General features: G+C 40.1%; 30 protein-coding genes, 7 tRNA genes and 1 riboswitch. Of the genes, 34 read left to right on the top strand and 3 right to left on the bottom strand.

Translation table 11 applies throughout. From position 1 onward, the window contains the following. Positions 1-3: 3 nt before the first annotated feature. The 25 genes from fmt to G592_RS0114810 all read left to right on the top strand — a co-directional run bounded on the left by fmt (position 4) and on the right by G592_RS0114810 (position 16,053). Entirely contained in the window at positions 4-939 is a 936-nt protein-coding gene (fmt, locus tag G592_RS0114930; RefSeq protein ID WP_028248505.1) for a methionyl-tRNA formyltransferase, read from the top strand. Further along, positions 926-2,197: a 16S rRNA (cytosine(967)-C(5))-methyltransferase RsmB gene (rsmB, locus tag G592_RS0114925; RefSeq protein ID WP_028248504.1), complete on the top strand. Its 1,272-nt coding sequence runs from the start codon at positions 926-928 to the stop codon at positions 2,195-2,197. Before fmt ends, rsmB begins: the two co-directional genes overlap by 14 nt. After that, complete coding sequence (gene rlmN / locus G592_RS0114920; RefSeq protein WP_028248503.1) at positions 2,176-3,240, top strand: 23S rRNA (adenine(2503)-C(2))-methyltransferase RlmN; 1,065 nt, start codon at positions 2,176-2,178, stop codon at positions 3,238-3,240. The genes rsmB and rlmN overlap by 22 nt, the downstream gene beginning before the upstream one ends. Continuing rightward, positions 3,240-3,959 (top strand): Stp1/IreP family PP2C-type Ser/Thr phosphatase, encoded by a 720-nt coding sequence (locus G592_RS0114915; RefSeq protein WP_028248502.1) that lies wholly within the window; start codon positions 3,240-3,242, stop codon positions 3,957-3,959. Before rlmN ends, G592_RS0114915 begins: the two co-directional genes overlap by 1 nt. 22 nt (positions 3,960-3,981) lie before the next feature. Beyond that, complete coding sequence (gene pknB / locus G592_RS0114910) at positions 3,982-5,844, top strand: Stk1 family PASTA domain-containing Ser/Thr kinase (RefSeq protein ID WP_028248501.1); 1,863 nt, start codon at positions 3,982-3,984, stop codon at positions 5,842-5,844. 3 nt (positions 5,845-5,847) lie between these two features. Further along, complete coding sequence (rsgA, locus tag G592_RS0114905; protein ID WP_028248500.1) at positions 5,848-6,732, top strand: ribosome small subunit-dependent GTPase A; 885 nt, start codon at positions 5,848-5,850, stop codon at positions 6,730-6,732. A gap of 9 nt (positions 6,733-6,741) precedes the next feature. Next, positions 6,742-7,395 (top strand): ribulose-phosphate 3-epimerase, encoded by a 654-nt coding sequence (gene rpe, locus G592_RS0114900; protein WP_028248499.1) that lies wholly within the window; start codon positions 6,742-6,744, stop codon positions 7,393-7,395. Beyond that, complete coding sequence (locus G592_RS0114895) at positions 7,392-8,054, top strand: thiamine diphosphokinase (RefSeq protein WP_036953150.1); 663 nt, start codon at positions 7,392-7,394, stop codon at positions 8,052-8,054. Before rpe ends, G592_RS0114895 begins: the two co-directional genes overlap by 4 nt. A 23-nt stretch (positions 8,055-8,077) precedes the next feature. Continuing rightward, on the top strand, positions 8,078-8,815 hold the full coding sequence (locus G592_RS16740) for a GDSL-type esterase/lipase family protein (protein ID WP_051194962.1): 738 nt from the start codon (positions 8,078-8,080) through the stop codon (positions 8,813-8,815). Positions 8,816-8,916: 101 nt separating this feature from the next. Next, the gene (locus tag G592_RS0114885; RefSeq protein ID WP_028248497.1) at positions 8,917-9,135 is read left to right on the top strand and encodes a cation transporter; all 219 of its coding nucleotides are present in this window, start codon (positions 8,917-8,919) and stop codon (positions 9,133-9,135) included. 15 nt (positions 9,136-9,150) lie between these two features. Continuing rightward, positions 9,151-11,016: a heavy metal translocating P-type ATPase gene (locus G592_RS0114880; RefSeq protein ID WP_028248496.1), complete on the top strand. Its 1,866-nt coding sequence runs from the start codon at positions 9,151-9,153 to the stop codon at positions 11,014-11,016. 79 nt (positions 11,017-11,095) lie between these two features. After that, positions 11,096-11,452 carry an ArsR/SmtB family transcription factor gene (locus G592_RS0114875; RefSeq protein ID WP_028248495.1) on the top strand — a complete coding sequence of 119 codons (357 nt, stop codon included), beginning with the start codon at positions 11,096-11,098 and terminating at the stop codon, positions 11,450-11,452. 169 nt (positions 11,453-11,621) lie between these two features. After that, positions 11,622-11,696: transfer RNA gene (locus tag G592_RS0114870), tRNA-Pro, on the top strand. Positions 11,697-11,716: 20 nt separating this feature from the next. Further along, positions 11,717-11,787: transfer RNA gene (locus tag G592_RS0114865), tRNA-Gly, on the top strand. 26 nt (positions 11,788-11,813) lie between these two features. Further along, positions 11,814-11,887 (top strand) — tRNA-Arg (locus G592_RS0114860). Between the two features lie 27 nt (positions 11,888-11,914). Next, positions 11,915-11,988 (top strand) — tRNA-His (locus G592_RS0114855). 27 nt (positions 11,989-12,015) lie between these two features. Then, positions 12,016-12,087, top strand: a tRNA-Gln gene (locus tag G592_RS0114850). 51 nt (positions 12,088-12,138) lie between these two features. Continuing rightward, positions 12,139-12,211, top strand: a tRNA-Lys gene (locus G592_RS0114845). Between the two features lie 102 nt (positions 12,212-12,313). Then, positions 12,314-12,529, top strand: a complete 216-nt coding sequence (locus tag G592_RS18110; protein ID WP_028248494.1) for a DUF3791 domain-containing protein — start codon at positions 12,314-12,316, stop codon at positions 12,527-12,529. Continuing rightward, the gene (locus G592_RS0114835) at positions 12,526-13,005 is read left to right on the top strand and encodes a DUF3990 domain-containing protein (protein WP_028248493.1); all 480 of its coding nucleotides are present in this window, start codon (positions 12,526-12,528) and stop codon (positions 13,003-13,005) included. The genes G592_RS18110 and G592_RS0114835 overlap by 4 nt, the downstream gene beginning before the upstream one ends. A gap of 2 nt (positions 13,006-13,007) precedes the next feature. Beyond that, positions 13,008-13,235 (top strand): hypothetical protein, encoded by a 228-nt coding sequence (locus tag G592_RS0114830; RefSeq protein ID WP_028248492.1) that lies wholly within the window; start codon positions 13,008-13,010, stop codon positions 13,233-13,235. A gap of 176 nt (positions 13,236-13,411) precedes the next feature. Beyond that, positions 13,412-14,287 (top strand): helix-turn-helix domain-containing protein, encoded by an 876-nt coding sequence (locus G592_RS17250; protein WP_051194961.1) that lies wholly within the window; start codon positions 13,412-13,414, stop codon positions 14,285-14,287. Positions 14,288-14,443: 156 nt separating this feature from the next. Then, entirely contained in the window at positions 14,444-14,707 is a 264-nt protein-coding gene (locus tag G592_RS0114820; RefSeq protein ID WP_028248491.1) for a type II toxin-antitoxin system prevent-host-death family antitoxin, read from the top strand. Continuing rightward, positions 14,700-15,002, top strand: a complete 303-nt coding sequence (locus G592_RS0114815; protein WP_028248490.1) for a type II toxin-antitoxin system RelE/ParE family toxin — start codon at positions 14,700-14,702, stop codon at positions 15,000-15,002. Before G592_RS0114820 ends, G592_RS0114815 begins: the two co-directional genes overlap by 8 nt. A gap of 103 nt (positions 15,003-15,105) precedes the next feature. Beyond that, complete coding sequence (locus tag G592_RS0114810) at positions 15,106-16,053, top strand: L-lactate dehydrogenase (RefSeq protein WP_028248489.1); 948 nt, start codon at positions 15,106-15,108, stop codon at positions 16,051-16,053. A gap of 54 nt (positions 16,054-16,107) precedes the next feature. Here G592_RS0114810 and G592_RS0114805 read toward each other — a convergent pair whose 3' ends face one another. Continuing rightward, positions 16,108-16,815 carry a CPBP family intramembrane glutamic endopeptidase gene (locus G592_RS0114805; protein WP_028248488.1) on the bottom strand — a complete coding sequence of 236 codons (708 nt, stop codon included), beginning with the start codon at positions 16,813-16,815 and terminating at the stop codon, positions 16,108-16,110. Between the two features lie 241 nt (positions 16,816-17,056). Between G592_RS0114805 and G592_RS0114800 the strand changes: the two genes are divergently transcribed. Both G592_RS0114800 and G592_RS0114795 read left to right on the top strand, forming a co-directional pair. Then, positions 17,057-18,154 (top strand): radical SAM/SPASM domain-containing protein, encoded by a 1,098-nt coding sequence (locus G592_RS0114800; protein WP_028248487.1) that lies wholly within the window; start codon positions 17,057-17,059, stop codon positions 18,152-18,154. A gap of 54 nt (positions 18,155-18,208) precedes the next feature. Next, a complete protein-coding gene (locus G592_RS0114795) occupies positions 18,209-18,709 on the top strand; it encodes a shikimate kinase (RefSeq protein WP_028248486.1) in 501 nt (166 codons plus the stop codon). Positions 18,710-18,806: 97 nt separating this feature from the next. Here G592_RS0114795 and G592_RS0114790 read toward each other — a convergent pair whose 3' ends face one another. Beyond that, positions 18,807-19,511 (bottom strand): hypothetical protein, encoded by a 705-nt coding sequence (locus G592_RS0114790; protein WP_028248485.1) that lies wholly within the window; start codon positions 19,509-19,511, stop codon positions 18,807-18,809. Between the two features lie 187 nt (positions 19,512-19,698). Here G592_RS0114790 and G592_RS0114785 point away from each other — a divergent pair, with 187 nt between their 5' ends. From G592_RS0114785 to G592_RS0114770, 4 genes are all read left to right on the top strand, one after another. After that, complete coding sequence (locus G592_RS0114785; RefSeq protein ID WP_028248484.1) at positions 19,699-20,904, top strand: Ig-like domain-containing protein; 1,206 nt, start codon at positions 19,699-19,701, stop codon at positions 20,902-20,904. A 136-nt stretch (positions 20,905-21,040) separates the two neighbouring features. Then, positions 21,041-21,742: a zinc metallopeptidase gene (locus G592_RS0114780; RefSeq protein ID WP_028248483.1), complete on the top strand. Its 702-nt coding sequence runs from the start codon at positions 21,041-21,043 to the stop codon at positions 21,740-21,742. Next, the gene (locus G592_RS16730; RefSeq protein WP_051194960.1) at positions 21,742-22,494 is read left to right on the top strand and encodes a GNAT family N-acetyltransferase; all 753 of its coding nucleotides are present in this window, start codon (positions 21,742-21,744) and stop codon (positions 22,492-22,494) included. The genes G592_RS0114780 and G592_RS16730 overlap by 1 nt, the downstream gene beginning before the upstream one ends. After that, positions 22,495-23,322 carry an AraC family transcriptional regulator gene (locus tag G592_RS0114770; RefSeq protein ID WP_028248482.1) on the top strand — a complete coding sequence of 276 codons (828 nt, stop codon included), beginning with the start codon at positions 22,495-22,497 and terminating at the stop codon, positions 23,320-23,322. Positions 23,323-23,422: 100 nt separating this feature from the next. Here the strand turns inward: G592_RS0114770 and G592_RS0114765 are convergent. Then, a tRNA-Lys gene (locus tag G592_RS0114765) sits at positions 23,423-23,495 on the bottom strand. A 145-nt stretch (positions 23,496-23,640) separates the two neighbouring features. Next, positions 23,641-23,755, top strand: a riboswitch (FMN riboswitch). A 124-nt stretch (positions 23,756-23,879) separates the two neighbouring features. Here G592_RS0114765 and ribD point away from each other — a divergent pair. Genes ribD through G592_RS0114750 form a run of 3 tightly spaced genes read left to right on the top strand, consistent with a single transcriptional unit; the run spans position 23,880 to position 26,766 of the window. After that, the gene (gene ribD, locus G592_RS0114760) at positions 23,880-24,968 is read left to right on the top strand and encodes a bifunctional diaminohydroxyphosphoribosylaminopyrimidine deaminase/5-amino-6-(5-phosphoribosylamino)uracil reductase RibD (RefSeq protein ID WP_028248481.1); all 1,089 of its coding nucleotides are present in this window, start codon (positions 23,880-23,882) and stop codon (positions 24,966-24,968) included. After that, positions 24,968-25,600 (top strand): riboflavin synthase, encoded by a 633-nt coding sequence (gene ribE / locus G592_RS0114755; RefSeq protein WP_028248480.1) that lies wholly within the window; start codon positions 24,968-24,970, stop codon positions 25,598-25,600. Before ribD ends, ribE begins: the two co-directional genes overlap by 1 nt. Then, entirely contained in the window at positions 25,561-26,766 is a 1,206-nt protein-coding gene (locus G592_RS0114750; RefSeq protein ID WP_028248479.1) for a bifunctional 3,4-dihydroxy-2-butanone-4-phosphate synthase/GTP cyclohydrolase II, read from the top strand. The genes ribE and G592_RS0114750 overlap by 40 nt, the downstream gene beginning before the upstream one ends. Positions 26,767-26,769 lie beyond the last annotated feature (3 nt).

Here is a 26,769-nt window from a genome sequence, read left to right as displayed (position 1 = left end):
TAAATGAAAGTTGTTTTCATGGGTACACCGGATTTTGCGGTGGAGACTTTAAAAGCAATATATGAAGCTGGTCATGAGATTATCTTAGTAGTATCTCAGCCAGATAAGCCAAAGGGGCGTAGCGGAAAACTTCAGCCTACTCCTGTTAAGGAATTTGCTGTAGAGCACGACATCCCAGTTTATCAGCCGGTAAAAATCAGAGCTGAGGAGTCTGTTGAGTATCTTCGTAAATACGAAGCAGATGTATTTGTGGTAGCAGCATTCGGTCAGATTTTACCAAAGGTAATTCTTGATATGCCACGTCTTGGATGTGTAAATGTTCACGGCTCACTTCTTCCTAAGTACAGAGGTGCTGCTCCTATTCAGTGGGCAGTCATCAATGGGGAGAAGGTCAGTGGAAACACTACAATGCTTATGGGACCAGGTCTTGATGATGGAGATATGCTTCTTAAATCAGAGGTTGTTCTTGCAGCAGACGAGACAGGTGGAAGCCTTTTCGACAAGCTTGCTATCGATGGTGGACAGCTTGCTGTTAAGACTATCGAGGCTCTTGACAGAGGCGAGATTACACCAGAGCCTCAGGACGAAGCTCAGGCTACACACGTAGGCATGATTAAAAAAGAGATGGGTCTTGTGGACTGGACAAAGCCAGCTGTGGAGATTGAGCGTCTTATCAGGGGTCTTAATCCATGGCCATCAGCATTTACATTTGTAGATGGAAAGCAGCTTAAACTTTGGAAAGCTACAGTAGTAGAAAAGTCTGGCGAGCCAGGCACAGTTATAGATGTTAATAAAAACGGATTTACCGTAGCCTGTGGAGAGGGTGCATTAGAGATTAATGAACTCCAGCTGGAAGGCAAGAAGCGTATGGCATCAGGAGATTTCCTCAGAGGCTATAGCATTGAAGCAGGTAAGAGGTTTGTAAATGGCAGGGATTAATTTAAGAGAAATCGCCATGGAGACTGTCATAGAGATTCTTGAAAATGGCCAGTTTTCGCATATTTATCTAAAGGCAGTTTTAGATAAATATGGATATCTCGAGAAAAACGAGAGAGCCTTTTTGAATCGTCTTGTAAACGGCACTGTGGAGCGTAAGCTTCAGCTGGATTACATTATTGACAGCTTCTCTAAAACAAAAGTGAAAAAGATGAAGCCTCTCATTCGCACCATTATGCGTTTGGGAGTTTATGAGATTTATTATATGGATGCAGTGCCAGATTCTGCGACCTGCAACGAATATGTGAAGCTTGCCAAGAAGCGAGGCTTCGCAGGTTTATCAGGATTTGTAAACGGTGTCCTCAGAAACATTTCCCGTAAAAAGGGCACCCTTGAGTTCGAGGCTTTAAGCGTTAAATATTCTATGCCACAGTGGATTGTAGACAAATGGACTGCTGACTATGGCAAAGAAAAGACAGAAGAGATTTTGGCAGGATTCCTTACACCTGAGGAGCTTTGCATCAGAGTTAATCTTAATAAGATTTCCCGCAAGGATTTGGCAGAGCGACTTAAGGGTCAGGGAATTTCAATTCGTATATGCGATACAGTAGACAGTGCCTGCTACATTTCAGATTATGACTCACTGACAGCAATACCAGAGTTCAATGAAGGACTTTTCTATGTGCAGGACTATTCCTCACAGATGGTTCCTTTTATGGCGCAGGTTGCAGCAGGGCAGCAGGTTATTGATGTGTGCGCAGCACCTGGTGGGAAGGCACTTCACTGTGGAGAGCTTGTGGCAGACGGAACAGTCACAGCACGAGATCTTACAGAACAGAAGGTGGCATTGATCCAGGAAAATATCTCACGTACCGATGCCACAAACGTCAAGGCACAGCAGTGGGATGCCACGGTTTTAGATGAAGAATCAGTTCGTAAATACGATACTGTTATAGCTGATTTACCATGCTCTGGTCTTGGTATCATCAGAAAAAAGCCTGATATAAAATATAATCAGACAGAGGAATCATTGGCTGAGCTTGCAAAGCTTCAGTGCCAGATTCTTGACACAGTTTGCCAGTACGTTAAGGACGGAGGAGTTCTTTGCTACAGCACCTGTACTATTAATAAAGATGAAAATGAAAATCAGGTAGAAAACTTCTTATCGTCACATAAGGAATTTAAGGTAGATAGGATGGAACAGCTCTTTCCCAATGAAGAGCACGATGGATTTTTTATATGTGTAATGAAAAAGAATTAACCGATATTCGGTCACTTAATTTAACAGAGCTTACAGACTACGTCACAACAGAGCTTGGGGAGCCGAAGTTTAGAGCAAAGCAGCTTTATGAGTGGATGCATCAGCATTTGGCTCAGGATTATGACGAGATGAAAAACATCCCTAAGTCCCTAAAGGAAAAGCTTGCGGCTAACTGCAATTATCATCCTCTTAAGAAGATTGATATGCAGGTTTCCAAAATCGACGGCACTCGCAAATATTTATTTGAGCTTTACGATGGTCAGATGGTGGAAAGTGTATGGATGAGCTACAAGCATGGCAATTCCGTATGTATCAGCTCACAGGTAGGCTGTAAGATGGGATGCCGTTTCTGTGCATCTACTCTTGATGGATGGGTTAGAAATCTTACTCCATCAGAGATGCTTGGACAGATTTATGCAATCCAGAAGGATACTGGCGAGCGCGTATCCAACCTAGTAGTTATGGGTACAGGTGAGCCTATGGACAACTACGATAACATCGTTAAGTTTGTTCGCCTTCTTTCAGACGAAAATGGACTTAATATTTCCCAGAGAAATATTACAGTCAGCACCTGCGGTATTGTGCCACGTATTAAGCAGCTGGCAGAGGAGGATTTGACAATCACACTTGCCATTTCTCTTCACGCACCAAATCAGCAGAAGAGAGCAGAGCTTATGCCAGTGGCGAATAAATATGAAATTCATGAGCTTATTGATGCCTGCGAATATTATTTCAAAAAGACAGGACGCCGTATCACTTTCGAGTATTCACTGGTGGGCGGAGTCAATGACAGAGATGAGGATGCAGCTGAATTAGGTCAGCTTATTGGGCACCTTAATTGCCATGTAAATCTCATTCCAGTTAATCCTATCAAGGAGCGAGATTTCGTTAGTCCTTCAATGGATAGAGCCTACGCATTCCAAAAAAAGATTGAAAAATATGTCAATAATGCTACTATTAGAAGGGAAATGGGCCGCGATATCGACGGGGCCTGTGGACAACTTAGAAAGAGGCATTCAGATGCCTTGAAAGGGAATAATTAATGATAAGTTACAAGATAACTGATGTTGGCATTAAGCGAAAAGTCAACCAGGACACCGTTTATGCCAATGACAGTGGAGTTGGCAATTTACCGAATCTATATATAGTCGCCGACGGCATGGGTGGCGAGCTGGCAGGAGATTATGCCTCAGCCAAATGTGTCGAGATTGTAGTAGATGGTGTCAGAACTTCCAGAGAGTCAGAGCCTGTTAAAATTCTTGAGCAGGCAATTCAATCAGCAAATCAAATAATATATCAGGAGTCTAAAAATGATTCGGCAAAGGCTGGAATGGGTACCACCCTGGTTTTGGCCACATTCATTGATGGACATCTTTACGTTGCAAATGTTGGGGACAGCCGCCTTTATGTGGCTACCGTTACAAAGCTTTTGCAAATCACTAAGGATCATTCTGTGGTGGCAGAGCTTGTTCGTACGGGAGAGCTTGATGAGGATGTTGCCCGCACCGACAAACGCAAGAACATGATTACAAGAGCCATTGGCGCAGAAGACAAAATCACCCCGGATTATTTTGATGTTATCCTTAGGGGCGGAGAAAAAGTTTTACTTTGTTCCGATGGTCTTACAAATATGGTTGAAGATAAGGATATTTATTCAGTCATAACAGCTTCAGAATCACTGGAGGCAAGAGCCAAGGAGCTCATCCAGCGAGCTAACAGTAATGGTGGTAAAGATAATATTTCGGTTATTATCATAGAATAGATATCGAGTAGAAGGAGAATACATGATTACACAAGGCGTATTTATAGCAGATAGATATGAAATTATAGACAAGGTTGGTTCAGGCGGAATGTCTGATGTATATCGCGCAAAGGATCACATCCTTGGCCGCGAGGTTGCTATTAAGATTTTAAAACCAGAATTTTCCGAGGATGCTACTTTCGTAGCAAAGTTCAGAACAGAAGCTCAGTCAGCAGCTGGTCTTGAACATCCAAATATCGTTAACATATATGATGTAGGTTCTGAGAATGGTATGTACTTCATCGTTATGGAGTATGTAGAAGGTATCACTCTTAAGACATACATTGAGAAGAAGGGACAGCTCAATTTCAAAGAGGCTATCTCTATTGCAATTCAGGTTGGTCGTGGTATTGAGGCTGCTCATCAGAAGGGCATCATTCACCGTGACATTAAGCCACAGAATATCATCATTTCTACAGAGGGTAAGGTTAAGGTTACAGACTTTGGTATTGCCCGCGCAGCAAGCTCAAACACTATCCATGCAGATGTTATGGGTTCTGTTCATTATTCATCACCAGAGCAGGCTAGAAATGGTTTCGTAGATGGAAAGAGCGATATTTATTCACTGGGTATCGTTATGTACGAGATGGTTACAGGCCGCGTTCCATTTGATGGCGACAACACTGTAGCTATTGCTATCCAGCACCTTCAGGAGGAGATGGTTGCACCTAGCGCTTATGCACCAGACCTTCCTATTTCACTTGAGAAAATTATCCTTAAGGCTACTATGAAAAAGGCAGACAGACGTTATGCCACTATTTCAGACATGCTTATGGATTTAAAGAAAGCTCTCGTCAGCCCTAACGAAGATTTCGTTACTATCGTCGAGTCAGATCTTGGTCAGACTCGTGTTATGCACAAGGTTACACCAGAGCAGGAGGAGACTCTTACAAAGCGTGCAGCAGAGGCTCTTACATTCAACGATGAATATGAAGACGAGTACTATGATGATGAGTACTATGATGACGAATATTACGATGACGACGATTACGATGATGAAGAGGAAGATTCAAAGATGGATCGCATCCTTACAATCTCAGGTATCGTTGCAGCTATCGCTATCGTTGCAATCCTTGTAGTTATCGCTGGTAATTTTGTAGGCCTTTTCAACTTTGGTTCAAAGAAGGTCACAATGATTAATCTTGTTGGTACACAGTACGAAGAGGCTCTTAAGCAGCTTGAGGAACTTGGACTTACAGAAAAGAACGTAGTTGTATCTTATGAAGATAACAATGATGTTGAAGATGGAATTATTACAGAGCAGTCAGTTCCAGAGGGAAAGGAATTCTCTCTTAGTGACACACTTCGTCTTACAGTAGAAGGCTCTGATGGTTCATCTAATTCAGGAAAGTCAGAATCGGGAAGTTCTGATTCAGGCGATTCATCTGCTGATGGAACAGTATCAGTTCCTAGTGTTGTTGGTATGACTCAGGCAGATGCTACACAGACACTTAGCAACTCACAGATTATTGTTACAAGCACAACCCAGGAGTTCTCAGAGGACGTTCCTGCAGGTTCTGTTGTAAGCCAGTCTATCGAAGCAGGCGAGAAGGTAACACCTAACACAAACATTACTCTTGTAATCAGCAAGGGCAAGGAAGATGTTACATACAGCTACAGCATTCCAAATCCATATGATGGCGAGTGCAAGTATGAAATCGCTGAGCTTGGTAAGTCAGGAACAATACCAAAGAATGGTTCAATTAATATTTCTGAGGTTAAGGTAGATACACTTACTGTAACACTCACATATGTTCCTTTATATCTTTCAGGAGATGGAACTATGAAGGAAAATCCTAATGCAACTGAAACATCAACTCAGACTGTAAAGGGAACACCAAACTAATTTATGACAGGTAAGATTATTAAAGGTATCGCCGGATTCTACTACGTACAGGCAGAATCCGGTGTATACGAGTGCAAGGCCAAGGGCGCCTTCAGAAAAGACAAAATAAAGCCTCTTGTAGGGGACGACGTGGAAATCGACGTTATTTCAGAAGAGGAAATGACGGGCAATGTTATCAGCATTCTGCCAAGAAAGTCTGAGCTTATCAGACCTGCCGTGGCGAATGTAGATCAGGCATTGCTCATTTTTGCTACTAAAAGCCCTGAGCCTAATCTCAATCTTTTGGATAGATTTTTATGTATGATGGAGGAGCAGGAGCTTCCAATCATCATTTGTTTCAACAAAGACGACCTGGCGGACGAAGGTTTTCAACAGCAGATGCGTGAGACCTACGAGCCTGCTGGCTACAAAGTTATCTTTACATCTGCCAAAGAAGAGGCAGGTATTGATGCTATAAAAGAGATTTTAAAGGGAAAGACATCCACTGTGGCTGGCCCTTCCGGTGTTGGAAAGAGTTCCATTGTGAATATTCTTACCGAAGGTCAGGTTATGGAGACTGGAGAAGTTTCCGAGAAGATTGGTCGAGGAAAGCACACCACAAGACATTCAGAGCTTTTATATCTTGGAGATGACACATACATTATGGACACTCCAGGGTTCTCATCTTTGTTTGTCCCAAAGGTGGAACCAGTGGATTTATACAGGCTGTTTCCTGAATTTATCGAGCCTGCTGAAAATTGTAGATTTACAGGCTGTGCCCATCACAAGGAGCCTGATTGTGGAGTCAAGGCTGCTGTGGAATCTGGAGAAATCGCAGCCAGCCGATATGAAAACTATTTACAGATTTACTCTGAAATGGTTGAGCAACAAAATAATAAATATCGATAGGAGAAGACCATGGAAAAATGTCTGGCACCATCAATTTTATCTGCTGATTTTGGAATACTTAAGGAGCAATTGGAGCTTATTGACGAGGCAGGCGCCCAGTATGTTCATTTTGATGTAATGGACGGTGTATTCGTTCCTAGCATCAGCTTTGGACTTCCTGTTCTTCGTACCATTCGTAAATATACAGACAGACTTTTTGATGTACATCTTATGATTGTGGATCCTGAACGCTACATTAAGGACTTTGTAGATGCAGGAGCCGATATTATAACAGTTCATGCTGAGGCATGTAAGCATCTTGATGCTACAATCGATTTAATTAAAAAATCAGGGGTTATGGCAGGCGTTGCTATCAATCCAGCCACACCAATTTCGCAGATTATGCATGTCCTTGAAAAGGTGGATATGGTTCTTATCATGACTGTTAATCCAGGCTTTGGTGGACAGAGCCTTATTCCTTACACTATTGATAAGGTTAGAGAACTTTCCGTTATGGCTCGCCAGAGAAAGTTAAAGATTGATATCGAAGTGGACGGCGGTATTAACGAGGACACAATCGAGGATGTATTAGAAGCTGGAGCTAATATTATTGTTGCTGGCTCAGCTGTATTTAACGGCGACGTGAAAGCTAACGCTGAAAAATTATTGGAGAAAATGCAGTGATAGTAGTTATAATTGCAGGTGGCAATATTGATGAAAAGTTTACAGGAGGATTCATTGAGGATTTAGATGAGTCCTCCTTATTTTTGATTGCTTGTGACAAAGGGTACGAGGCATGTGAGCGCATGGGAGTAAAACCTGATGTGTTGATAGGAGATTTTGATTCTGCTAAAGGGGACGTTAGTTCCAGAGCCACGGCAGCAGGTGTGCAGGTGATTACCCTTAATCCTGTTAAGGACGACACTGACACAGAGGCCGCCCTTGATCTTGCCATAGAAAAGACTTCAGAAGATGATGAGATTTTCCTTCTTGGAGCCACAGGTACCCGTCTGGATCATGTGTTGGGAAATATTAGCCTTGTGGGCAAGGGCCTTAAGGCAGGCAGAATGGTTACAATGATGGATTCACACAATTCTATTCAGATGATTCAGCCTGGTGAAACCTACGTGGTGGAAAAGGATTACCAGTTTGGAAAATACATTTCCGTATTTCCGTATATGGGACCAGTAAAGGGCCTGAATATGACAGGTTTCAAATACCCTGTAAAGGATGGCGAAATACAGGGCTTTAGTACACTTACTGTCAGCAACGAGCTTGCTGAAGATGAGGGAGTCATAACTATAGAAGAGGGGACGCTGATTGTAATTGAGTCAGTAGACTAATACATTGGCTTACGGTAGATGTCATGGACATTAGAAGAATTGTGAGAGGCTTATTTCAGAGAAAGATGGTTGTATTACTAGTTGCGATAGTTTTGCTTTTTGTTGTGCTTTTTAATTCAGGAATGTTTGGAGGCAAAGACACCAGAGTTCGTATCACCTGTGTTGGTGACAGCCTTACTTACGGCAGTGGTGTTTTAAAGACTAGAGAAATAGATTCTTATCCTTCACAGCTTCAGACTAAGCTTGGAACAGGTTATCTTGTATCAAATTATGGCCTTAGAAATGCTACAGCATCAGCAAGTGGTGATTTGCCATACGTGGAGTCGGAGCAGTATAAGGAATCATTAAAATCTAATCCGGATATTGTTATTTTGATGCTTGGCACAAATGACACAAAGACTTTTAACTGGAATCAGGAGGACTACAGAGAGGGACTTTTAAATCTGGTAAAAAGCTATCAGAACCTTGATTCTAAGCCGGTAGTTTATTTGATGAGAAGTCCTTATTGCTTCCCAATAGATAATAATATTCAGGCGGAATATAGTGTTCAAAACGATATTGTAAACGGTGAGCTTGGAGATATTATTTCTTCTGTGGCAGAGGAGACAGGTGTAAATCTAATAGATTTAAATGCAGTAACAGTCGGTAAAGAGAAATTATATACTGATGGAATTCATTTTACAGCAGCAGGCTATGATTTGATTTCTGACACTGTATATGATTTCATAAAGAAAGCAGTTAAGGAAGAAAATAAAAAATAAGAAAAAATTATGAACCCCATTGACAGATGATGTTAATGGGGTTATATTTATATCAACATATGAACAATCATTCAAATGTTCAAGCGAGGAGGAAATATAAAATGAAGAAGACTTATAAGATTGAAGTTGATTGCGCAAACTGTGCAAATAAAATGGAGCAGGCAGCTAAGGATACTGCAGGTGTTGCAGATGCATCTGTAAACTTTATGGCTCTTAAGATGAGCGTAGAGTTCGAGGAAGGCGCAGATGTAAAGGCTGTAATGGATGAGGTTCTTAAGAATTGTAAAAAGGTTGAGGACGACTGTGAGATATATCTTTAAGAAGTAGGTGATGGCATGACTAAGAAGCAGAAGAAGGTTTTATATAGAATAATAATTGCAGCGGTGCTGATGGGAGTGTTGCTGGTTCTTCCACTGGAAGAGGGCAGCATCATCAGATTTGCCCTGTTTTTGGTTCCATATTTCGTAATAGGTTATGACATATTACAAAAGGCATTTAAGGGAATTAAGAATAAGCAGGTCTTTGATGAAAACTTCCTTATGGCAGTGGCCACCATTGGTGCTATGGCACTTGGCGAGTACACAGAGGGCGTCGCAGTTATGTTGTTCTATCAGATTGGTGAGCTGTTTCAGTCATATGCCATCGGAAAGAGCCGTAGGAATATTTCAGCCCTTATGGATATCAGACCTGATTATGCTAATCTTAAGCAGAATGGTGAGCTTGTTCAGGTTGATCCTGATGAGGTTGAAATTGGAAGCGAGATAGTGGTTCAGCCCGGCGAGAAGATACCTATTGATGGTGTGGTTATCGATGGTTCTGCCAGTCTCGATACAGCAGCTCTTACAGGTGAGAGTGTACCTAGAAGTGCTAAGGTAGGAGACGAGGTAATATCTGGCTGTATCAACATGTCAGGTGTACTTACAATCCGCACTACAAAGGAATTTGGTGAGTCTACAGCTTCTAAGATTTTGGATTTGGTGGAGAATGCTTCATCAAAGAAATCTAAGCCGGAGAATTTCATTTCAAGATTTGCCAGAGTTTACACACCAGTGGTTTGTTACTCAGCATTGGCACTTGCAGTTATACCACCAGTGGTAAGACTTATTATCGGTATGGATCCACTTTGGACACAGTGGATTTACAGAGCTCTTACATTCCTTGTAATCAGCTGTCCATGTGCCCTTGTTATCAGTATTCCACTCACATTCTTTGCAGGAATTGGTGGCGCCAGCCATGCAGGTGTTTTGGTTAAGGGTTCTAATTATTTAGATTTATTATCACGAGCAAAATATGTTGTAATGGATAAAACTGGTACACTTACAGAAGGTGTATTTCAGGTTACGAAGATTGTTCCGTTTGACATTTCAGAGGAAGAGCTTTTAGAGAAGACTGCAATGGCTGAGGTTTTCTCTAATCACCCTATTTCCAAGAGCCTTAAAGAGGCCTATGGTAAACCTATAGACTCATCTAAGGTTGTTGATGTACAGGAAGTGGCAGGAGCTGGAATTAAGGCTAATGTAGACGGTACAGAGGTGGCTGCTGGTAATGAAAAGCTTATGACATCCCTGGGACTTTCTATTGATAACGTAAATGAGCCAGGCACTGTAATCCATGTGGCTATCGATGGTCAGTATAAGGGATACATACTCATTTCTGATAAGCTTAAGGCTACTTCTAAGGAAGCGGTGAAGGCATTAAAGAAAGCAGGAGTTAAGAAGACTGTTATGCTTACTGGTGACAGTAAGCAGGTTGCAGATATAGTTGCTGCTGATTTAGGACTTGATCAGGTATATTCAGAGCTTCTTCCAGCTGATAAGGTCACAAAGGTGGAAGAGTTGTTAGAATATAAGCAGCCTAAGGAACAGCTTATTTTCGTTGGAGACGGCATCAATGATGCTCCAGTATTATCAAGAGCAGATATAGGTGTTGCCATGGGTGCATTAGGCTCTGACGCAGCGATAGAGGCAGCTGACATCGTTCTTATGGATGATGACCCTAAGAAGATAGCAAAGGCTATAGGAATTGCACGTAAGTGTATGAGAATAGTTTACGAGAATATTTATTTTGCAATTGGAATCAAGGTGGGTTGTCTTATTCTTGGTGCTTTCGGAATCGCTAATATGTGGTTTGCGATTTTCGCAGATGTAGGTGTTATGGTTATTGCAGTTTTAAATGCAATTAGAGCGTTAAGAGTAAAGTAAACTGTGATATAGTATTAATATGATTTCTTGTGGGCAACTAAAAAAGTCCACAAGAATATAATTGAAATGGAGTATAGATATGGGAAAACATGTAGAGTGTTGTGAAGAGCACTGTGTTCATAAAAATTTAGTAGATAAGGTTTTAACAGAATTGCCAGATGAGGATGCTCTATATGATTTAGCAGAGCTTTTTAAAGTATTCGGAGATAGCACAAGAGTGAGAATTCTTGTTGCTTTATTTGAGGCAGAGCTTTGCGTATGTGATATTTCAGAGAGCCTTGGTATGACTCAGTCTGCAGTATCACACCAGCTTCAGATTCTCCGTACTAATAAACTTGTAAAGAGCCGCCGCGAAGGCAAGCAGATCTACTACAGCCTTGCAGATGAACATGTGGTAACGATTATCGCTCAGGGCCTGAGTCATATCTTAGAATAGCCTGGAGGTATCAGTCTCACTACAAAAAGAAGTTGTCGGAATTTCAGAAACTTTAGGTTAAAATCTAACAATTAAATTTAAAAAAAGTTGTTGACATTAACGCTATTCTCCTATATACTTCTTTTTGTTCGCGAGAGAGATACGCATGGTTCTCGCGGGCATCACTTATCGGGGTGTGGCTCAGTTTGGCTAGAGCACCTGGTTTGGGACCAGGGGGTCGCAGGTTCGAATCCTGTCACCCCGACTTAGAAATTAATAAAGCATGCGGGTGTGGTTCAATGGTAGAACATCAGCCTTCCAAGCTGAATACGTGGGTTCGATTCCCATCACCCGCTTTTTACTTTCTAAGATTTATCAATATGTGTCAGTAGCTCAGCTGGATAGAGCAACGGCCTTCTAAGCCGTGGGTCGGGGGTTCGAATCCCTTCTGGCACATTTATACGGTTTAATTTTATCAGTATGGTGGGTGTGGCACAGCTGGTTAGCGCGTCGGATTGTGGTTCCGAAGGTCGAGGGTTCGAACCCCTCTACCCACCCTGTTGCGGTAGCAACTCAATACACGTTGGGCTATCGCCAAGCGGTAAGGCACCAGATTTTGATTCTGGCATTCGCTGGTTCGAATCCAGCTAGCCCAGTTTCGGATCTATGCCTTTTTCTTTTAGGAAATATCGCAACTAATTTAATATGGGGTTGTAGCTCAGTTGGTAGAGCACCTGACTTTTAATCAGGTTGTCGGGAGTTCGAGCCTCCTCAGCCTCAGCAAATGAAGCCTTCAGACTTATGTCTGAAGGCTTTTTCTTTTATGTAGGAATCTGTTATATTATTTATGTAGGAGTTAATTTAACAAAGGAGATTAAATAGATGAATCAAGAATCTTTTTCGTTTGTAATCTACATGATTCATGCTTGTGCTAATAAGTGGGGGAAACTACCATCCGAGGTTTATACTATGCTTAGTAGTGTTGATTGTATAAATAATTATTTAGTTAAGCATTTTGATATAATTCATACTCAAAGCACGTCCTATGTTATTGATGACATTACAGATTATTTAAATGCAAGAGGTGTTAAAATATGATTGTTTACCATGGCGGAATTGATGTAATTAAGAAGCCAGATATTAATCACTCATATAGACCATTAGATTTTGGTAAAGGTTTTTATATTACTACAGTTAAGGAACAGGCTGAAAAATGGGCTAGAAGAAAGGCTGATATCTTTAATAAGGATGTGTCTATAGTTAACTGTTACGAACTGAAAGCTGATTATGATTCCTTTAAGGTAAAAACATTTCCTGATGATTTGATAGAGTGGATAGATTTTGTATGCTCATGTAGAGATGGAAATGAAGAATACAAACAATATGATATCATCATTGGAAAAGTAGCTGATGATAAGGTTTTTAGAGTTGTAGATATGTATCATCAAGGCATCTGGGATAGAGATAGAGCTTTGAAAGAAATCAAGGTATATGAAACTTATGACCAGATAGCTTTTATATCACAAAAAGCTATAGATAATCTTTTGACTTATACATCTTCATATGAGGTTTAATAATGGACGATAAAGTATTAGAACAGGTATACCAGGAAAGTTTGGAAGAGAGATTGATTTCTTATATAGCAAAAGAAAACAATGTTTCTCTAGAGAAAGCAATGGCTATCTATTATGGTAGTAAGCTTTCAAATAAAATAAATCAAGGCAAGGAAGGAATGCAGTATCTAGACTACAAGGTACTTGCGGATATATTAAAAGAATCAGAACCAGAGTTGTTTGAAAAATAGTCTTCGATATGAAGGCTTTTTTTGTTATTGTATGTATCTATAGTAAGATTATCTATTGGTGACAAGTTGTCTCCAGTTGGTGTCAAAATGTCACCGACTCAATTTATATTATTCTCGTTAAAATAGATTGCATAAATTGGACTTATGTTGCATTCTTGTTTTAGGAGGAGATATCCATGGATAAGGAAAAGACAGGTTTACTTATAAAGAGTGCACGTCTTCAAAAGGGATATACGCAAACAGAATTAGGGGATATTTTAGGGGTATCAAATAAAGCGATATCACGCTGGGAAAACGGTGATAGTTTTCCGGATGTAGGGATTCTAGAAGATTTATCTAATTGTCTTGATATCAGTATCGAAAAGCTTGTTAGTGGAGAATCTTCTGAGGATAAAGAAGAAGCACTTTCAGAGTTATTAAGGATAGTCAAAATACAGGCAAGAGATTCGGTCAGAAGAAAAATAGATATAATTTCAAATATAATAATCTTAATTATTATTTTAATACGGTTTTATTTTGCTTTTGTTTCAGGAAAGGGCTACAGTTGGAATTTTAAGTATGATATTGTGTTCCTAGTGATTTGCAATTTGATATTGATTGGAAGTACCACTAGAAAAAGTCTGGTGTGTGAGGATAAAAGAGATAATCAGTATAGAATCATTAGTCTAATTACATTGTTATTATTCGTAGTGAGTGTAGTTATCATGATTGGAGCAATTTATTATTTAGATTTGCTAGCTGTTTATGTTGCACCTGAGAATTATGGACCGCTTCTTTCAAAAATATTGGGCAGTATTACATTAGCTAGTATAGGATTATTTGAATATGAATGGTATAAATTAAAACATATGAAAAAAGTATCTGCTTCGGCAGTCTTTGTAAGCGTAGCTAATGTATTTTTATGTATTTCTTATAGAGAATGGATGGGTTCATTAGTAACTTATGAAGATGCATTGCAATCAATAGGTGTTTTATCTATATCAATATTTATAGTTTTGATAATAACGATGGTTGTTATGAAGTACATACAAAAATATGGTAATTTAGATTGATAGCGTGTCGAGACCTGTGTCGAGACCAATAATTGCAGAGGTGACAATTTGTCACTGGTTGAAACAGCAATATGTAAGAAAATAGGATTTTAAGTAAAGATATATACAACGCAGCATAATTATGCTACAATATGTTTAACAAAGGAGGTAGACACTATGCCAACAATCATGCCTATTAGAGATTTAAGAAATACAAGTGAAATATCAGAAATTGCACATAGACAAAAGGAACCTATTTTTATTACTAAAAATGGATATAGTGATCTTGTGGTTATGAGTGCAGAATTATACGAGAAGTTCGCAAGGGAAAATCGTATAGATCAGGCTATTTTTGAGGCAGAGCAGGAGTTTGCTGAAACTGGTAAGACAATAGATGCAAAGGATGCTTTTGCAGAATTGGAGAAAAAGTATTTTGAATAAGTATACTGTAGAATTAATGCCAAGAGCGTATAGGGATACAGAAGAAATATATGCTTATATTGCTTATGAAAAGTTGTCTCCAGAAAATGCAAAAGGACAGATTGATAGAATAAAGAAGGCTATTCTTGGTCTGGATACATTCCCAGAGTCGCATCAAGATAGGACAGCTGGTAGATATGCTAGTAAAGGATATAAACAATTAATAATAGATAATTATATTGCTATATTTAGAATTGATGAAGAAAAGATGAGAATACTAGTTGTAACGGTGCAGTATCAAGGAAGAAACATTTAGATTGGACAAAATTGTATACAAGGTTAGATAAGACTAACAAAAACATTCAAAACATGTTATTATGTATTCAGGACAACAAATTGTTTTAGATAGGAGGTTTGTTATGTCAGGTTTAAATTACAGAAAAGTAGCAGTAATTGGATGTGGATTTGTAGGTGCAGCTTCGGCATTTGCAATTATGGAAAGCGGTCTTTTTTCTGAGATGGTTTTAATAGATGCAAATAAGGAAAAGGCTGAAGGAGAGGCGCTTGATATCAGCCATGGACTTCCTTTTGCAAAGCCTATGAAGATATATGCTGGCGATTATAAGGATATTTCAGATGCTTATCTTATCATTGTGACTGCAGGTGCAGGCCAGAAGCCAGGTGAGACAAGACTTGATTTGGTAAAGAAGAATGTAGGAATCTTTGGATCTATCATTCCTCAGATTGCAGAGGTAAACAAAGATGCCATTATGCTTATAGTTGCAAACCCTGTAGATATTCTTACATATGCTGCAAAGCAGCTCTCAGGTTATCCTGAGAATAGAGTATTTGGTTCAGGAACAACACTCGATACAGCAAGATTTAAATATCTTTTGGGTGAGCATCTTCAGGTCGATAGCCGCTCAGTGCATGCTTTTATCATTGGTGAGCATGGCGACAGTGAGATAGCTGCATGGAGCAGTGCAAATGTTTCCGGTATACCTATCAATGATTTCTGCGAGATGAGAGGTCATTTCGAGCACGAGGCATCAATGAAGGCTATTGCTGAAAACGTAAAGAATAGTGCTTATGGAATTATTGAGAAAAAGGGTGCTACTTACTACGGAATAGCAATGTCAGTTCGTAGAATCTGCGAGGCTATAGTGCGTGATGAGAAGACAATTTTACCTGTCTCAAGTATCCAGCATGATAATTATGGTATTTCTGATGTGGCACTCAGTATGCCAGCAATCGTTGGTAAGAATGGTGTAGAGACTACAGTGCCAATTAGTCTGAGTGACTCAGAGGTTGAGGCATTAAAGGCATCTGCAGCGACTTTGAAAAAGGTAATAGACGAAGTTTTATAAAAAGAATGCGTCAAATAAAAATCCCAGGAGAATTTAAAACTCCTGGGATTATTTTTATTGATTTATAATTCCAAATAAGAATGCTGCTACGCCAAGAAACCAGTGGATAATCCAAACTCCTAAGACTGTCTTTTGTTTTTCGTAGACAACGCCTAAAAGACCGCCGAGGAAAGCAGCTCCTATCATGAACCAGAAACCATACTCAATATGGAATACAGCAAAAACAACGGACGCGTGAACTATGGCATACATTGTTTTATGTCTGGTGGCGCAAACTCTTCGAAGGTTAGTCTGCATAATGCTTCGGGCTGTGAATTCCTGAATGAAAGCTGTAAAGAGGTAGAAAATCTGATATAAGTTAAATCTTCGAATATCAAAGAAGCCTCTTTCAGTTTGGAACAAAGTAGGGTCATACATTTGTCCAACAAATTTAATAGTAGCAAGTATCACAAAAGCTATTCCGCATAATATTAAAGTTTCAATAGCTACTTTCTTTGGATTTTCAGGAAAAAGTCCAAGTTCCTTAACAGAGAAGCTTGTAAAACGCCAAGCAGTAAGGCACATGGCTATGCCAAGTAAATCAACGGCCTGGACCATATATGAAACCGGAACTGGTCGACCAAGGTGTTCCCAGAGCGCATAAATAATCACCCAGACACCTACTCCTGATAAAAGAATTCCTAAAATAATGGAAGCATCTCTAAATTTTGCTTCCGCTGTTCTATTATCTTCATAAGAAGAATTACCGCAGTTAATATCCATTTTATTTCCCTCTCGAAATAATCATCACCACGCTCGCCATTCTAGCATCATTTTCAAATAATGCCATACCAATATGAAGATTTTGGATATATATCATCGCAATTTTACACAATGTTTACATAGTTTAACTTTATAATGATTCCCTGTCATATATAATATTGACATCGGAAAATTGGGTGATATAATTAGTTACATGCAATTAAATGGTGCATAATCAGAATAAAGAAGTGAGTGTAAGAAAATGAAAGAAAGAAATTTTGACATTCAGAGTTACATGACAAAAGGTGTAGAGCGAGTTGTTAAGGATGCTCTTCGTGCTACATTAAAGGACCCAGCAGAAAGTATCTTTATGGCAAGCTTTGCCAAAGCATCCAAGAAGGCATCAGACACAAGACTGAAATATAAGGAGGAAGGACTGCATGTCCCTCCATTTTTGATTGCCTCTATCACTAGTAACTGCAACCTTCATTGTGCAGGCTGTTATTCTAGACAGAATGAGGCCACAAAGGACTGCGCTCCGGTAGATCAGATGTCTGGAGAAGAGTGGGGCAAGATTTTTGAGGAAGCACGAGATTTAGGTATCAGCTTTATCCTTCTTGCAGGTGGTGAGCCATTACTTCGTAAAGACGTAATTCAATCAGCTGCATCATATAAGGAAATTCTTTTCCCCATTTTTACAAATGGAGTATTCATCAGTGATGAGTACTTTAAGATGTTTGATAAGAATCGTAACCTTGTGCCTATCATGAGTATCGAAGGTCATAAGGAGGCTACTGATAACAGACGTGGTGAGGGCATCTATGATAAGCTTATTTCCAACATGGAAAAGTTTAAGGAGAAGCATCTCATCTTCGGAAATTCTATCACTGTTACTACTGAGAATTTTGATGATGTTTTATCAGACGAGTTTGTATCCATGCTTGGTGGATATGGATGCAAGGCAGCAATCTATGTAGAGTATGTTCCAGTATCTGATGAGAGCAAGCATTTAGCATTATCAGAGGAGCAGGAAATAAAGCTTCGTGAAAGAATTGATGAACTTAGAGAAAAGTATGAGGAGATGGTATTCATTTCATTCCCAGGAGATGAGAAGTCATCAGGTGGATGTGTGGCAGCAGGCCGCGGATTCTTCCATATCAATTCTCATGGAGGAGCAGAACCATGCCCATTCTCACCATACTCAGATACTAATGTAAGAGAGGCATCTCTCAAAGGTGCTATATCATCAAGACTCTTCAAGGTGTTGCAGGATACTGACGTCCTTATGGATGATCATGTAGGTGGATGCGTTTTATTTGAAAAGCGTGATCAGGTTGAGGCTATTTTGCAGCAGAATTAACAACACTTATATGGTATAATACGGATTAAAATTTTTTATCAGTGAGGATTTGTCATGAAAAATAACATTGTTTTAATCGGTATGCCTGGAGTAGGAAAGAGTACTCTTGGAGTTGTTCTTGCAAAGAAATTGGGATATGAGTTCGTAGATGCGGATTTACTTATCCAGAAGCGCGAAAAACGCCTTTTAAAGGAAATAATCGCTGAAGAAGGTGTTGATGGTTTCCTGAAGATAGAAAACGATGTTAATGCGGGAATACAGACGGATAAGACAGTCATTGCAACTGGTGGCAGTGTTATCTATGGCGCCGAAGCTATGGAACACTTAAAAGAAATCGGAACTGTAGTATACCTTAAGCTTGATTATGAAACACTTGATAGCAGACTTGGAAGCCTGAAAGGACGTGGAGTCGTATTAAAAGATGGACAAAATTTGAAGTCTTTATATGAAGAGCGTGTGCCTTTGTATGAAAAGTATGCAGATGTTATCGTAGATGAACATGGATTAGATTTAGAGACTACGTTAATAAAACTGCTAGAAAAAATAGAAAAATAAAAAATAGCCTGTAGCTATCAAGCTCTTGGTAATACCTTAGCGAAACGTGTTAGTTGAGCGGGGTATACCAAGGCTTGAGAGCGTAACAGGCGTTATATTATCTATCGGCTACTCTTTGATAGCGAGTTTTTACCAGCCATTTTTGGTCAATGACTTTTACTTCGTCACCAAATGCGATGTGAAGTCGGACTGAAGATGGCTGTTTTTCTATTTCCTTAACTGTGCCTTCGCCAAACTTAGGATGTGTAACCACATCACCAACTTCGTATTTAACCTTTGCATTTTCCATGTTTGCATACATCTTCTGTGTGCGATATGTATCAAGCATCTGCACCTGCTTATGGTCAACGCTAGGGCGCTCTAACACTGAATCATAGTCAATTTTCTGAATGCTTGCATTTTCAATATAGTAATCAGATGGAATAGCTCCGATAAGTGAGCAGCAGTATTTCCATGCACTGCCGTGTACACCTGGCTGCCAATTATATTTTTCTGGGATACTAATGTGTCTTGTCATGTAGTGGGCATATTCATGCTTGTAGAGATTGACTCTGTCAGCCTTTGTGAGCTGATCATTCATACAGAAGCCAATGAAGAAAAGTGAGAACTGAAACTGTTCTTCGTTATCATAAGATGGTGGGAGATATGAGCCTAAGGCCTTTTCGTCCATTCCAAATGTGATAGGTACATCTGCACCATGTAAGCCCAGCTTGTGATCTAAAACTGAGTAAAGAGCGGTGATTTCTGCACGTAAAACGGGTTCTTCGTTGTGCAACAATTTTAGCATATCTTTTTTTGTCATTTCATACTCCTTAAATTTAGAAAACTGAGAATCAGTATATCAACTGGGGGTTCAATTTACAATTACCAATACTTTGAATTAGTTACAAAAAAATCATAAAAGACTATAAAGTAAAATTACGAATTGCCGATAAATGTTTTGAACTATAGATATGATATTTATTGGAAAAAATATACAGGGGTTGGGTATGAAAAAAATCAATTTATATATGAAAAATATTATGGCATTGGGTATGGCAGTTTTGATGCTGGCATCTTTTATTGGGACACCGATAACTGCTGAGGCAGCCAAGAAAAAAGGATCTGGAAATGCCACTTATGCAGTTGGTGATGATATAGCATTTGGACACTTGGATGGCACTATTTTGTCATGGACAATATTGACCTATGACGATACAACAAAGATGGCTTTGGTTACTACCCGCAAACCATTGAATTCTAAATCAGTAACAAACTATAGGACAGCTATCGCTCAGATGTTTAAACAAAAGGGAACAGCAGCCGGATATGTTAGATGGTCTGAAAATTATTGGAGAGGTTGGCTGAATCAGACATTTTACAAGGAATGTTTCAATGATGCTGAGAGGGCAATGATTAAGAAGACCACTCTTTCTGAACAGGATGCCAAGAATTCAATAATGAATTATTACCATGACACTTCCATGGACGCTGCATATGTAGGTGGCCAGCAAAAGAACGCCCTTAACATGGCGATATATAATTCCCAGACAACAACCTCGGATTATGTATTCTTCCTTTCAAGTGACGAGTACACAACCCATAAGGACACTATGAAGAATGAAACACTTCTTCAGTTCCCACTGAGAACTAATTCTTATGATGATCCTACGTTTGGATTGTTTGGAAATGATACGGACAAGCTGATATATAGAATGTATTATTATGCTGGAGATTCAATCAGACCAGCTATGAATGTAAAGCTGGGAGAAGTGGATGAGAATACAAGCGACAGCAGTTCAAAGGATAAAAAGTCTTCTGGCACAAAAACTGACTCTGCTGCCACAACTACAAGTACAAAATCAGCTACAACATCTACAACAAGCGGGACTGCAACAACTACAGAGACTAAAGCCGCAAGCACAAGAACCTACGCAAACAATGGTACAAACGTAGGTGATATAAATCTTCCTGAGGATTCAGATTATTCAATGCGACCGGGAGGAGTGGCCCAGGTGGCAATTGATATGGACTACCTGAACAGCACAGATAAACAGTACAATTGTACTTACACCACTTCGGACGCTAACGTATTTACGGTAGATTCTAATGGGCAGGTAACAGCTGTTGGAAAAGGCTCTGCCAATGTAACAGTTCGTATGAAGAAATCTAACGGAAAGATTTATACCATGTCCTGTCGAATAGATGTGAACTGATTATATTAATGAATGCTATGCCCCTGATTAATTCAGGGGCTTTTTTAATAAATCTTTTATACTTTTTTTATTAGTAATCTTGGGCTTAAACAATTATACTATAGGAAGATAAATATTCTTTTTTAGGAGGATACATATGTATTACGGATACGGATATGGGTATGATTGGACAGTTATCTTAGTACTTATTGGAGCTGCTATCAGCGGACTTGCTTCATTAAATGTTAGAAGAACATACGCAAAATATAGCAAGCTCAGAAATTATAGAGGAATCACTTCTAATGAAGTGGCGGAACATATTTTACATGCAGCAGGTATTTACGATGTTAGAATAGAGAGAATCAGAGGAAATCTTACTGATCACTATTCTCCAACTGAGAAAGTGCTTCGCCTTTCCGATGCAGTTTATGGACAGACCAGCGTAGCCGCTCTTGGTGTAGCAGCTCATGAGTGTGGTCATGCCATCCAGCATCAGGAAGGATATGCGCCACTTAAGCTTCGTTCAGCATCGGTGCCACTTGCAAATATAGGTTCATGGGTTTCATGGCCAGTTATTTTACTTGGTTTTATCCTTGGATATACACCACTTGCTCAGGTTGGTATTTTCCTTTTCACTTTCGTAGTAGCTTTCCAGCTCATCACACTTCCAGTAGAGTTTGATGCCAGTGCAAGAGCACTCCGCATTTTGGAGCAGGATCGTATTTTAGAGGGTGAGGAGCATGCAGGTGCCACTAAGGTATTACAGGCGGCAGCTCTTACATATGTTGCAGCATTATTTACTACAATTCTTCAGTTGCTCAGAATGGTATACATCGTTAATGGCAGGAGAAGAGATTAGTGGCAAGTTATCTTGAAAGAACTATCAAAGTTAATAAGCTAGATGATTTACAGCCTGACTATCCGGAGGGAGTTCTTGTACTCTCGGACAGCCAGGCTGTTCTTGATGAGTGCCTAAATCGCCAGATTCCTGTGGCAGGTTATGAACATGATGAAATTACAGGTTTGGAATGTGATCATCTGCTATTGGATGTAGATGAGGTAGAGGATGAGGATTTTGAAAACATCTACCGCAGATGCAAAGGAATACCCTGGGATATAGTAAAGACAGCCCGTACTTATATCAGAGAGTTTTCCATGGAAGATTTGGATGACCTGGTGGCTCTTTACAATAAACCTGGGATGACAGAGTATATGGAGCCTCTTTTTGATTATGAGGCGGAGAAGGCATATGAGCAGAATTATATCGACTATATTTATAAGTTATATGGCTTTGGAATGTGGTTGATTTATGATACAATTACTAATGAACTTATTGGCAGGGCAGGCATAGAGGTTCGTGAGACCTGCACTGAGGAGGGACAGGCCGAGTTAGGCTTTTGCATTTCCTCAGACCGCTGGAAACAGGGACTGGCCTATGAGGTATGCTCTAAAATAGTTCAGCTTGCAAGGGATGAATATGGCATGAAAAGTCTCATAGCCAGATGCGACCCGGCAAACACTGCAAGCAGAAGGTTATTAGAGAAATTGGGATTCACCTTCCAGTATTATCAGGAAGATGGAGACTGCAGGTATTTTATGGAGATATGTTAGATGGATTTAAAGGATTATCAGCACGAGGTAGTAGTCACTGATGCGGGGCTTCCTTTCAAGTTATTTTCATTTGAAGGAGCTAGTGGCAATTATATTCGTGACAAGCATTGGCATCGTTCTATTGAGATTTTCGCAGTTTGGGAGGGCAAGTTAGATTTCACTCTTCACGATAAGAAATTCCCACTTACCAATGGTGAATTTGTTATTGTTAACAGTAATGAGGTACACAGTATCTTAGCACCAAACCCTAATAAGACAGTGGTGCTTCAGATACCACAGGATACCTTTGCAGAATATTTTACAGATGACCAGTTTATCTGGTTCTCTCACGGTGACAGAGAGTCTGATCACCGAGTATTTACCCTTCTTCAGGAGATGTATCTTATTTATACAAATGGAGGAGAGGGTAACAAGCTTCAGGTACTTAGTTTGTACTATGAGCTTTTGTACATTCTTGTTACAAAGTATAGAAAGTTCAATGTTAATGAGGATATTGTAAAGAGCAATAAGCAGTTAAAAAAGCTTTCAAGTATTACCAGATACATGAAGGATCATTACGCTGAGCCACTTTCACTTGAGCTGATGGCAGATCAGTTTAATTACTCGCCATCATATTTGTCTCGTATGTTCCAGAAACACGCTGGTATTAACTTCAAGGATTACCTTCTTGGCATCCGTTTAGAGCACGCAGTTCGTGAGCTTGAGGAGACAGGTGGACAGATAGTGGATATCGCACTTGGCAATGGCTTCCCTAATTCAAAGGCATTCTCTAATGCGTTTAGGGAAAAGTATGGAGTGCTTCCAAGTGAGTATAGAAAGAACAACTAAATAGAAGATTATGACAGAGCAGCTTCGTTTTGAGGTTGCTCTTTTTGCCTATAGTTATTTTGGGTACAAAAAAAGCACCAAGTAAAACTTGATGCTTGAGTGCGCGACCAGGGGTTCGAACCCTGGACACCCTGATTAAGAGTCAGGTGCTCTGCCAGCTGAGCTAGTCGCGCTTATATGTAAAGCTGTTTTTCAACAGCAACGATAATTATTATATAAGGTTTTCAAAATTTTGCAAGCCCTAATTTTAAATTTTTTTATTTTTTATTATGATTCTTGACAGCCGTAACAAGGTGTCGTAGTATTTACTCAATTAAATAGTATCTTCAGGGCAGGGTGTGATTCCCTACCGGTGGTATAGCCCACGAGCCGCAAGGCATGATTCGGTGAGATTCCGAAGCCGACAGTATAGTCTGGATGAAAGAAGATGGTAGTTTATTTGTGGAACATATTTGCTCTGAGATTATTTTATAGTCTCAGAGTATTTTAGTTTAAGGGATGAACTATATTTGGCCTTGGAATTTTTCCAAGGCCATTTTTTATTTGGGAGGAAAAGAATGGAAGACAAGGAATACATGCAGCGAGCGATTATGCTTGCGAAGCTTGGAGCAGGATTCGTAAATCCGAATCCAATGGTAGGTGCAGTAATCGTCAAGAATGGGAAGATTATTGGCGAAGGCTACCACAGAAAATATGGTGATTTACATGCAGAGCGAAACGCGTTGAGAGATTGCTCGGAATCCCCTGAGGGTGCCACAATTTATGTCACCTTGGAGCCGTGCTGTCACTATGGAAAGACACCACCCTGTACCGAAGCCATAATTGAAAGTGGCATCACAAGAGTTGTGATTGGAACCCTTGATGTGAATCCCGTTGTGGCCGGCAAAGGTGCCAGAATTCTCATGGAAAATGGTATTAAGGTAGAGGTGGGACTCCTTGAAAAAGAGTGTAAAAAACTAAACCGTGTGTTCAACAAATACATGTCTTCCAAGCGCCCTTATGTAGTTATGAAATATGCAATGACTGCTGATGGAAAGATAGCCACAGTTACAGGGGAGTCAAAGTGGATAACTGGAGATGAGGCAAGGGAGAATGTGCACAGACTTAGGAAGAATCTGTCGGGGATAATGGTAGGAGTTTCTACTGTAATAATGGATGATCCTGGTCTTGACTGCAGGCTGGATGAGCCGGCAAAGAATCCGGTGAGAATAATTTGCGATTCGCATTTACGTACACCGCTTACATCAAAGGTGGTAAATACAGCTGATGAAATCGAGACAATTATTGCCACATCATCTGAAGATAAGAAAAAGGTCGCTGAGTTTAAGAAAAAGGGTTGTAAGGTAATTAACATTCCACAGGCAGATAATGGGATTGATTTAAATGTGCTAATGGCGAGGCTTGGAGAAATGGGCATCGACAGTGTGCTTTTAGAAGGAGGCGGAACTCTGAATTACAGTGCGCTGGAAAGCAGGATTGTAGATGAAATCCATATCCATATGGCTCCAAAGATTTTTGGAGGAAACAGCAAATCACCTGTGGAAGGACTTGGAATTGAAAATATAAATGATGCCATTCGTCTGAATCCTATCGAGACTGTTTGGGCAGGAGAAGATTTGATCATAGAAAATGAGGTTGTTTACTAATGTTTACTGGAATAGTTGAAGAGCTGGGGAAGGTTCAAAGAATCGAAAGAGGTGGAAGACAGCAGCGCATTACCATAAATTGCAGCAGAATTCTTGAGGATATCCACATGGGTGACAGCATAGCTGTAAATGGCGTGTGTCTGACTGTAGTGGAGTATAACTCAAATGGATTTTCTGCGGATGTGATGAATGAGACGTTTTCCCGTTCCAGTCTTGGGTCTCTTACAGTTGGAAGCCCTGTGGATTTGGAAAGAGCTATGGCTGCAAATGGCAGGTTTGGAGGCCATATTGTCAGTGGACATATCGATGGTACAGGAAAGATAAAAAGCATAAGACAGGATGGTAATGCAGTCTGGTTCGGGATAAAGACTGATGGAAAGATAATGGATGGAATCGTTGAAAAAGGCTCCATCACAATAGATGGAATCAGCCTGACTGTGGCAGATGTGAGCCGTGACAGCTTTAAGGTAAGTATCATACCCCACACCTTAAAGGAGACAGTTTTAGGTCATAAGAAAATTGGGGATGTAGTTAATCTGGAAAATGATGTGGTTGGAAAATATATAAAGAAGTTTTTAGGAAGGGAAGAAAAATGCGAAGAGAATCGATTGAAAGAGCTATTGATGATTTGAAAAATGGTAAGGTCATCATGGTTATGGATGATGAGGGGAGAGAGAATGAAGGAGATTTTATCTGTGCAGCAGAGTTTGCTACTACAGAAAATGTAAACCTTATGGCATCTGTGGGGAGAGGTCTTATCTGTATGCCAATGAGCGAGGAGCTTGCTTATAAGCTGGCACTTCCGCCAATGGTCAGCCACAACACTGATAACCACGAAACCGCATTTACGGTATCTATTGACCATGTGGATACCACCACAGGAATATCAGCAGCAGAGCGTGGCCTTACAGCAAGAAGCTGTGTTAAGGATAATGTGAGCCCTTTGGAATTTAGACGTCCAGGCCATATGTTTCCTCTTGTGGCAAAGGCTGGTGGTGTCATTGAGCGCCCAGGTCATACAGAGGCCACAGTGGATTTAATGAAGCTGGCAGGTCTTAAGGAATGTGGTCTTTGCTGTGAGATTATGGCTGAGGATGGCACCATGATGCGTGGAACGGCATTGCGTAAACTAGCAGAGGATATGGGGATAACCTTTATCACAATCCCTGAGCTTGTGGAATATCGCAAGGTCTATGACAAGCTGGTAGAGTGCGTTTCTATTGCAAAGATGCCTACACGCTACGGTGAGTTCATGGCACACTGCTATATCAACAAGTTAAATGGAGAACATCATGTAGCGCTGGTTATGGGAGATATAACAGATGGCAGGGATGTGCTTTGCCGTGTTCATTCAGAGTGCCTTACAGGAGATGTGTTTGGTTCAATGAGATGTGACTGTGGACAGCAGTTTGATGCAGCTATGAAAGCAATAGCAAGAAATGGTAGAGGTGTCCTTTTATATATGAGACAGGAGGGTAGAGGTATCGGTCTTGTAAATAAGCTTAAGGCATACAAGCTTCAGGATGAAGGTATGGATACTCTCGATGCAAATATCGCCCTTGGTTTCCCAGGGGACCTTCGTGAGTACTATACAGGTGCACAGATTTTACGTGACCTTGGAATTCATTCCCTGGAGCTTCTCACAAACAACCCTGACAAGGTTTACCAGCTGTCTGATTATGGAATGGAGATTTCCAAGAGAGTGCCTATTGAAATAGAAGCAAATAAATATGATGTGTTCTATCTGAAAACAAAGAAAGCAAGAATGGGTCATATATTAGAAGTAAAAGATGCATAAATA

Source organism: Pseudobutyrivibrio ruminis CF1b (assembly GCF_000424005.1).
Classification (GTDB): Bacteria; Bacillota; Clostridia; order Lachnospirales; family Lachnospiraceae; genus Pseudobutyrivibrio; species Pseudobutyrivibrio ruminis_C.
This window is presented reverse-complemented; position numbering and strand designations above follow the sequence as displayed.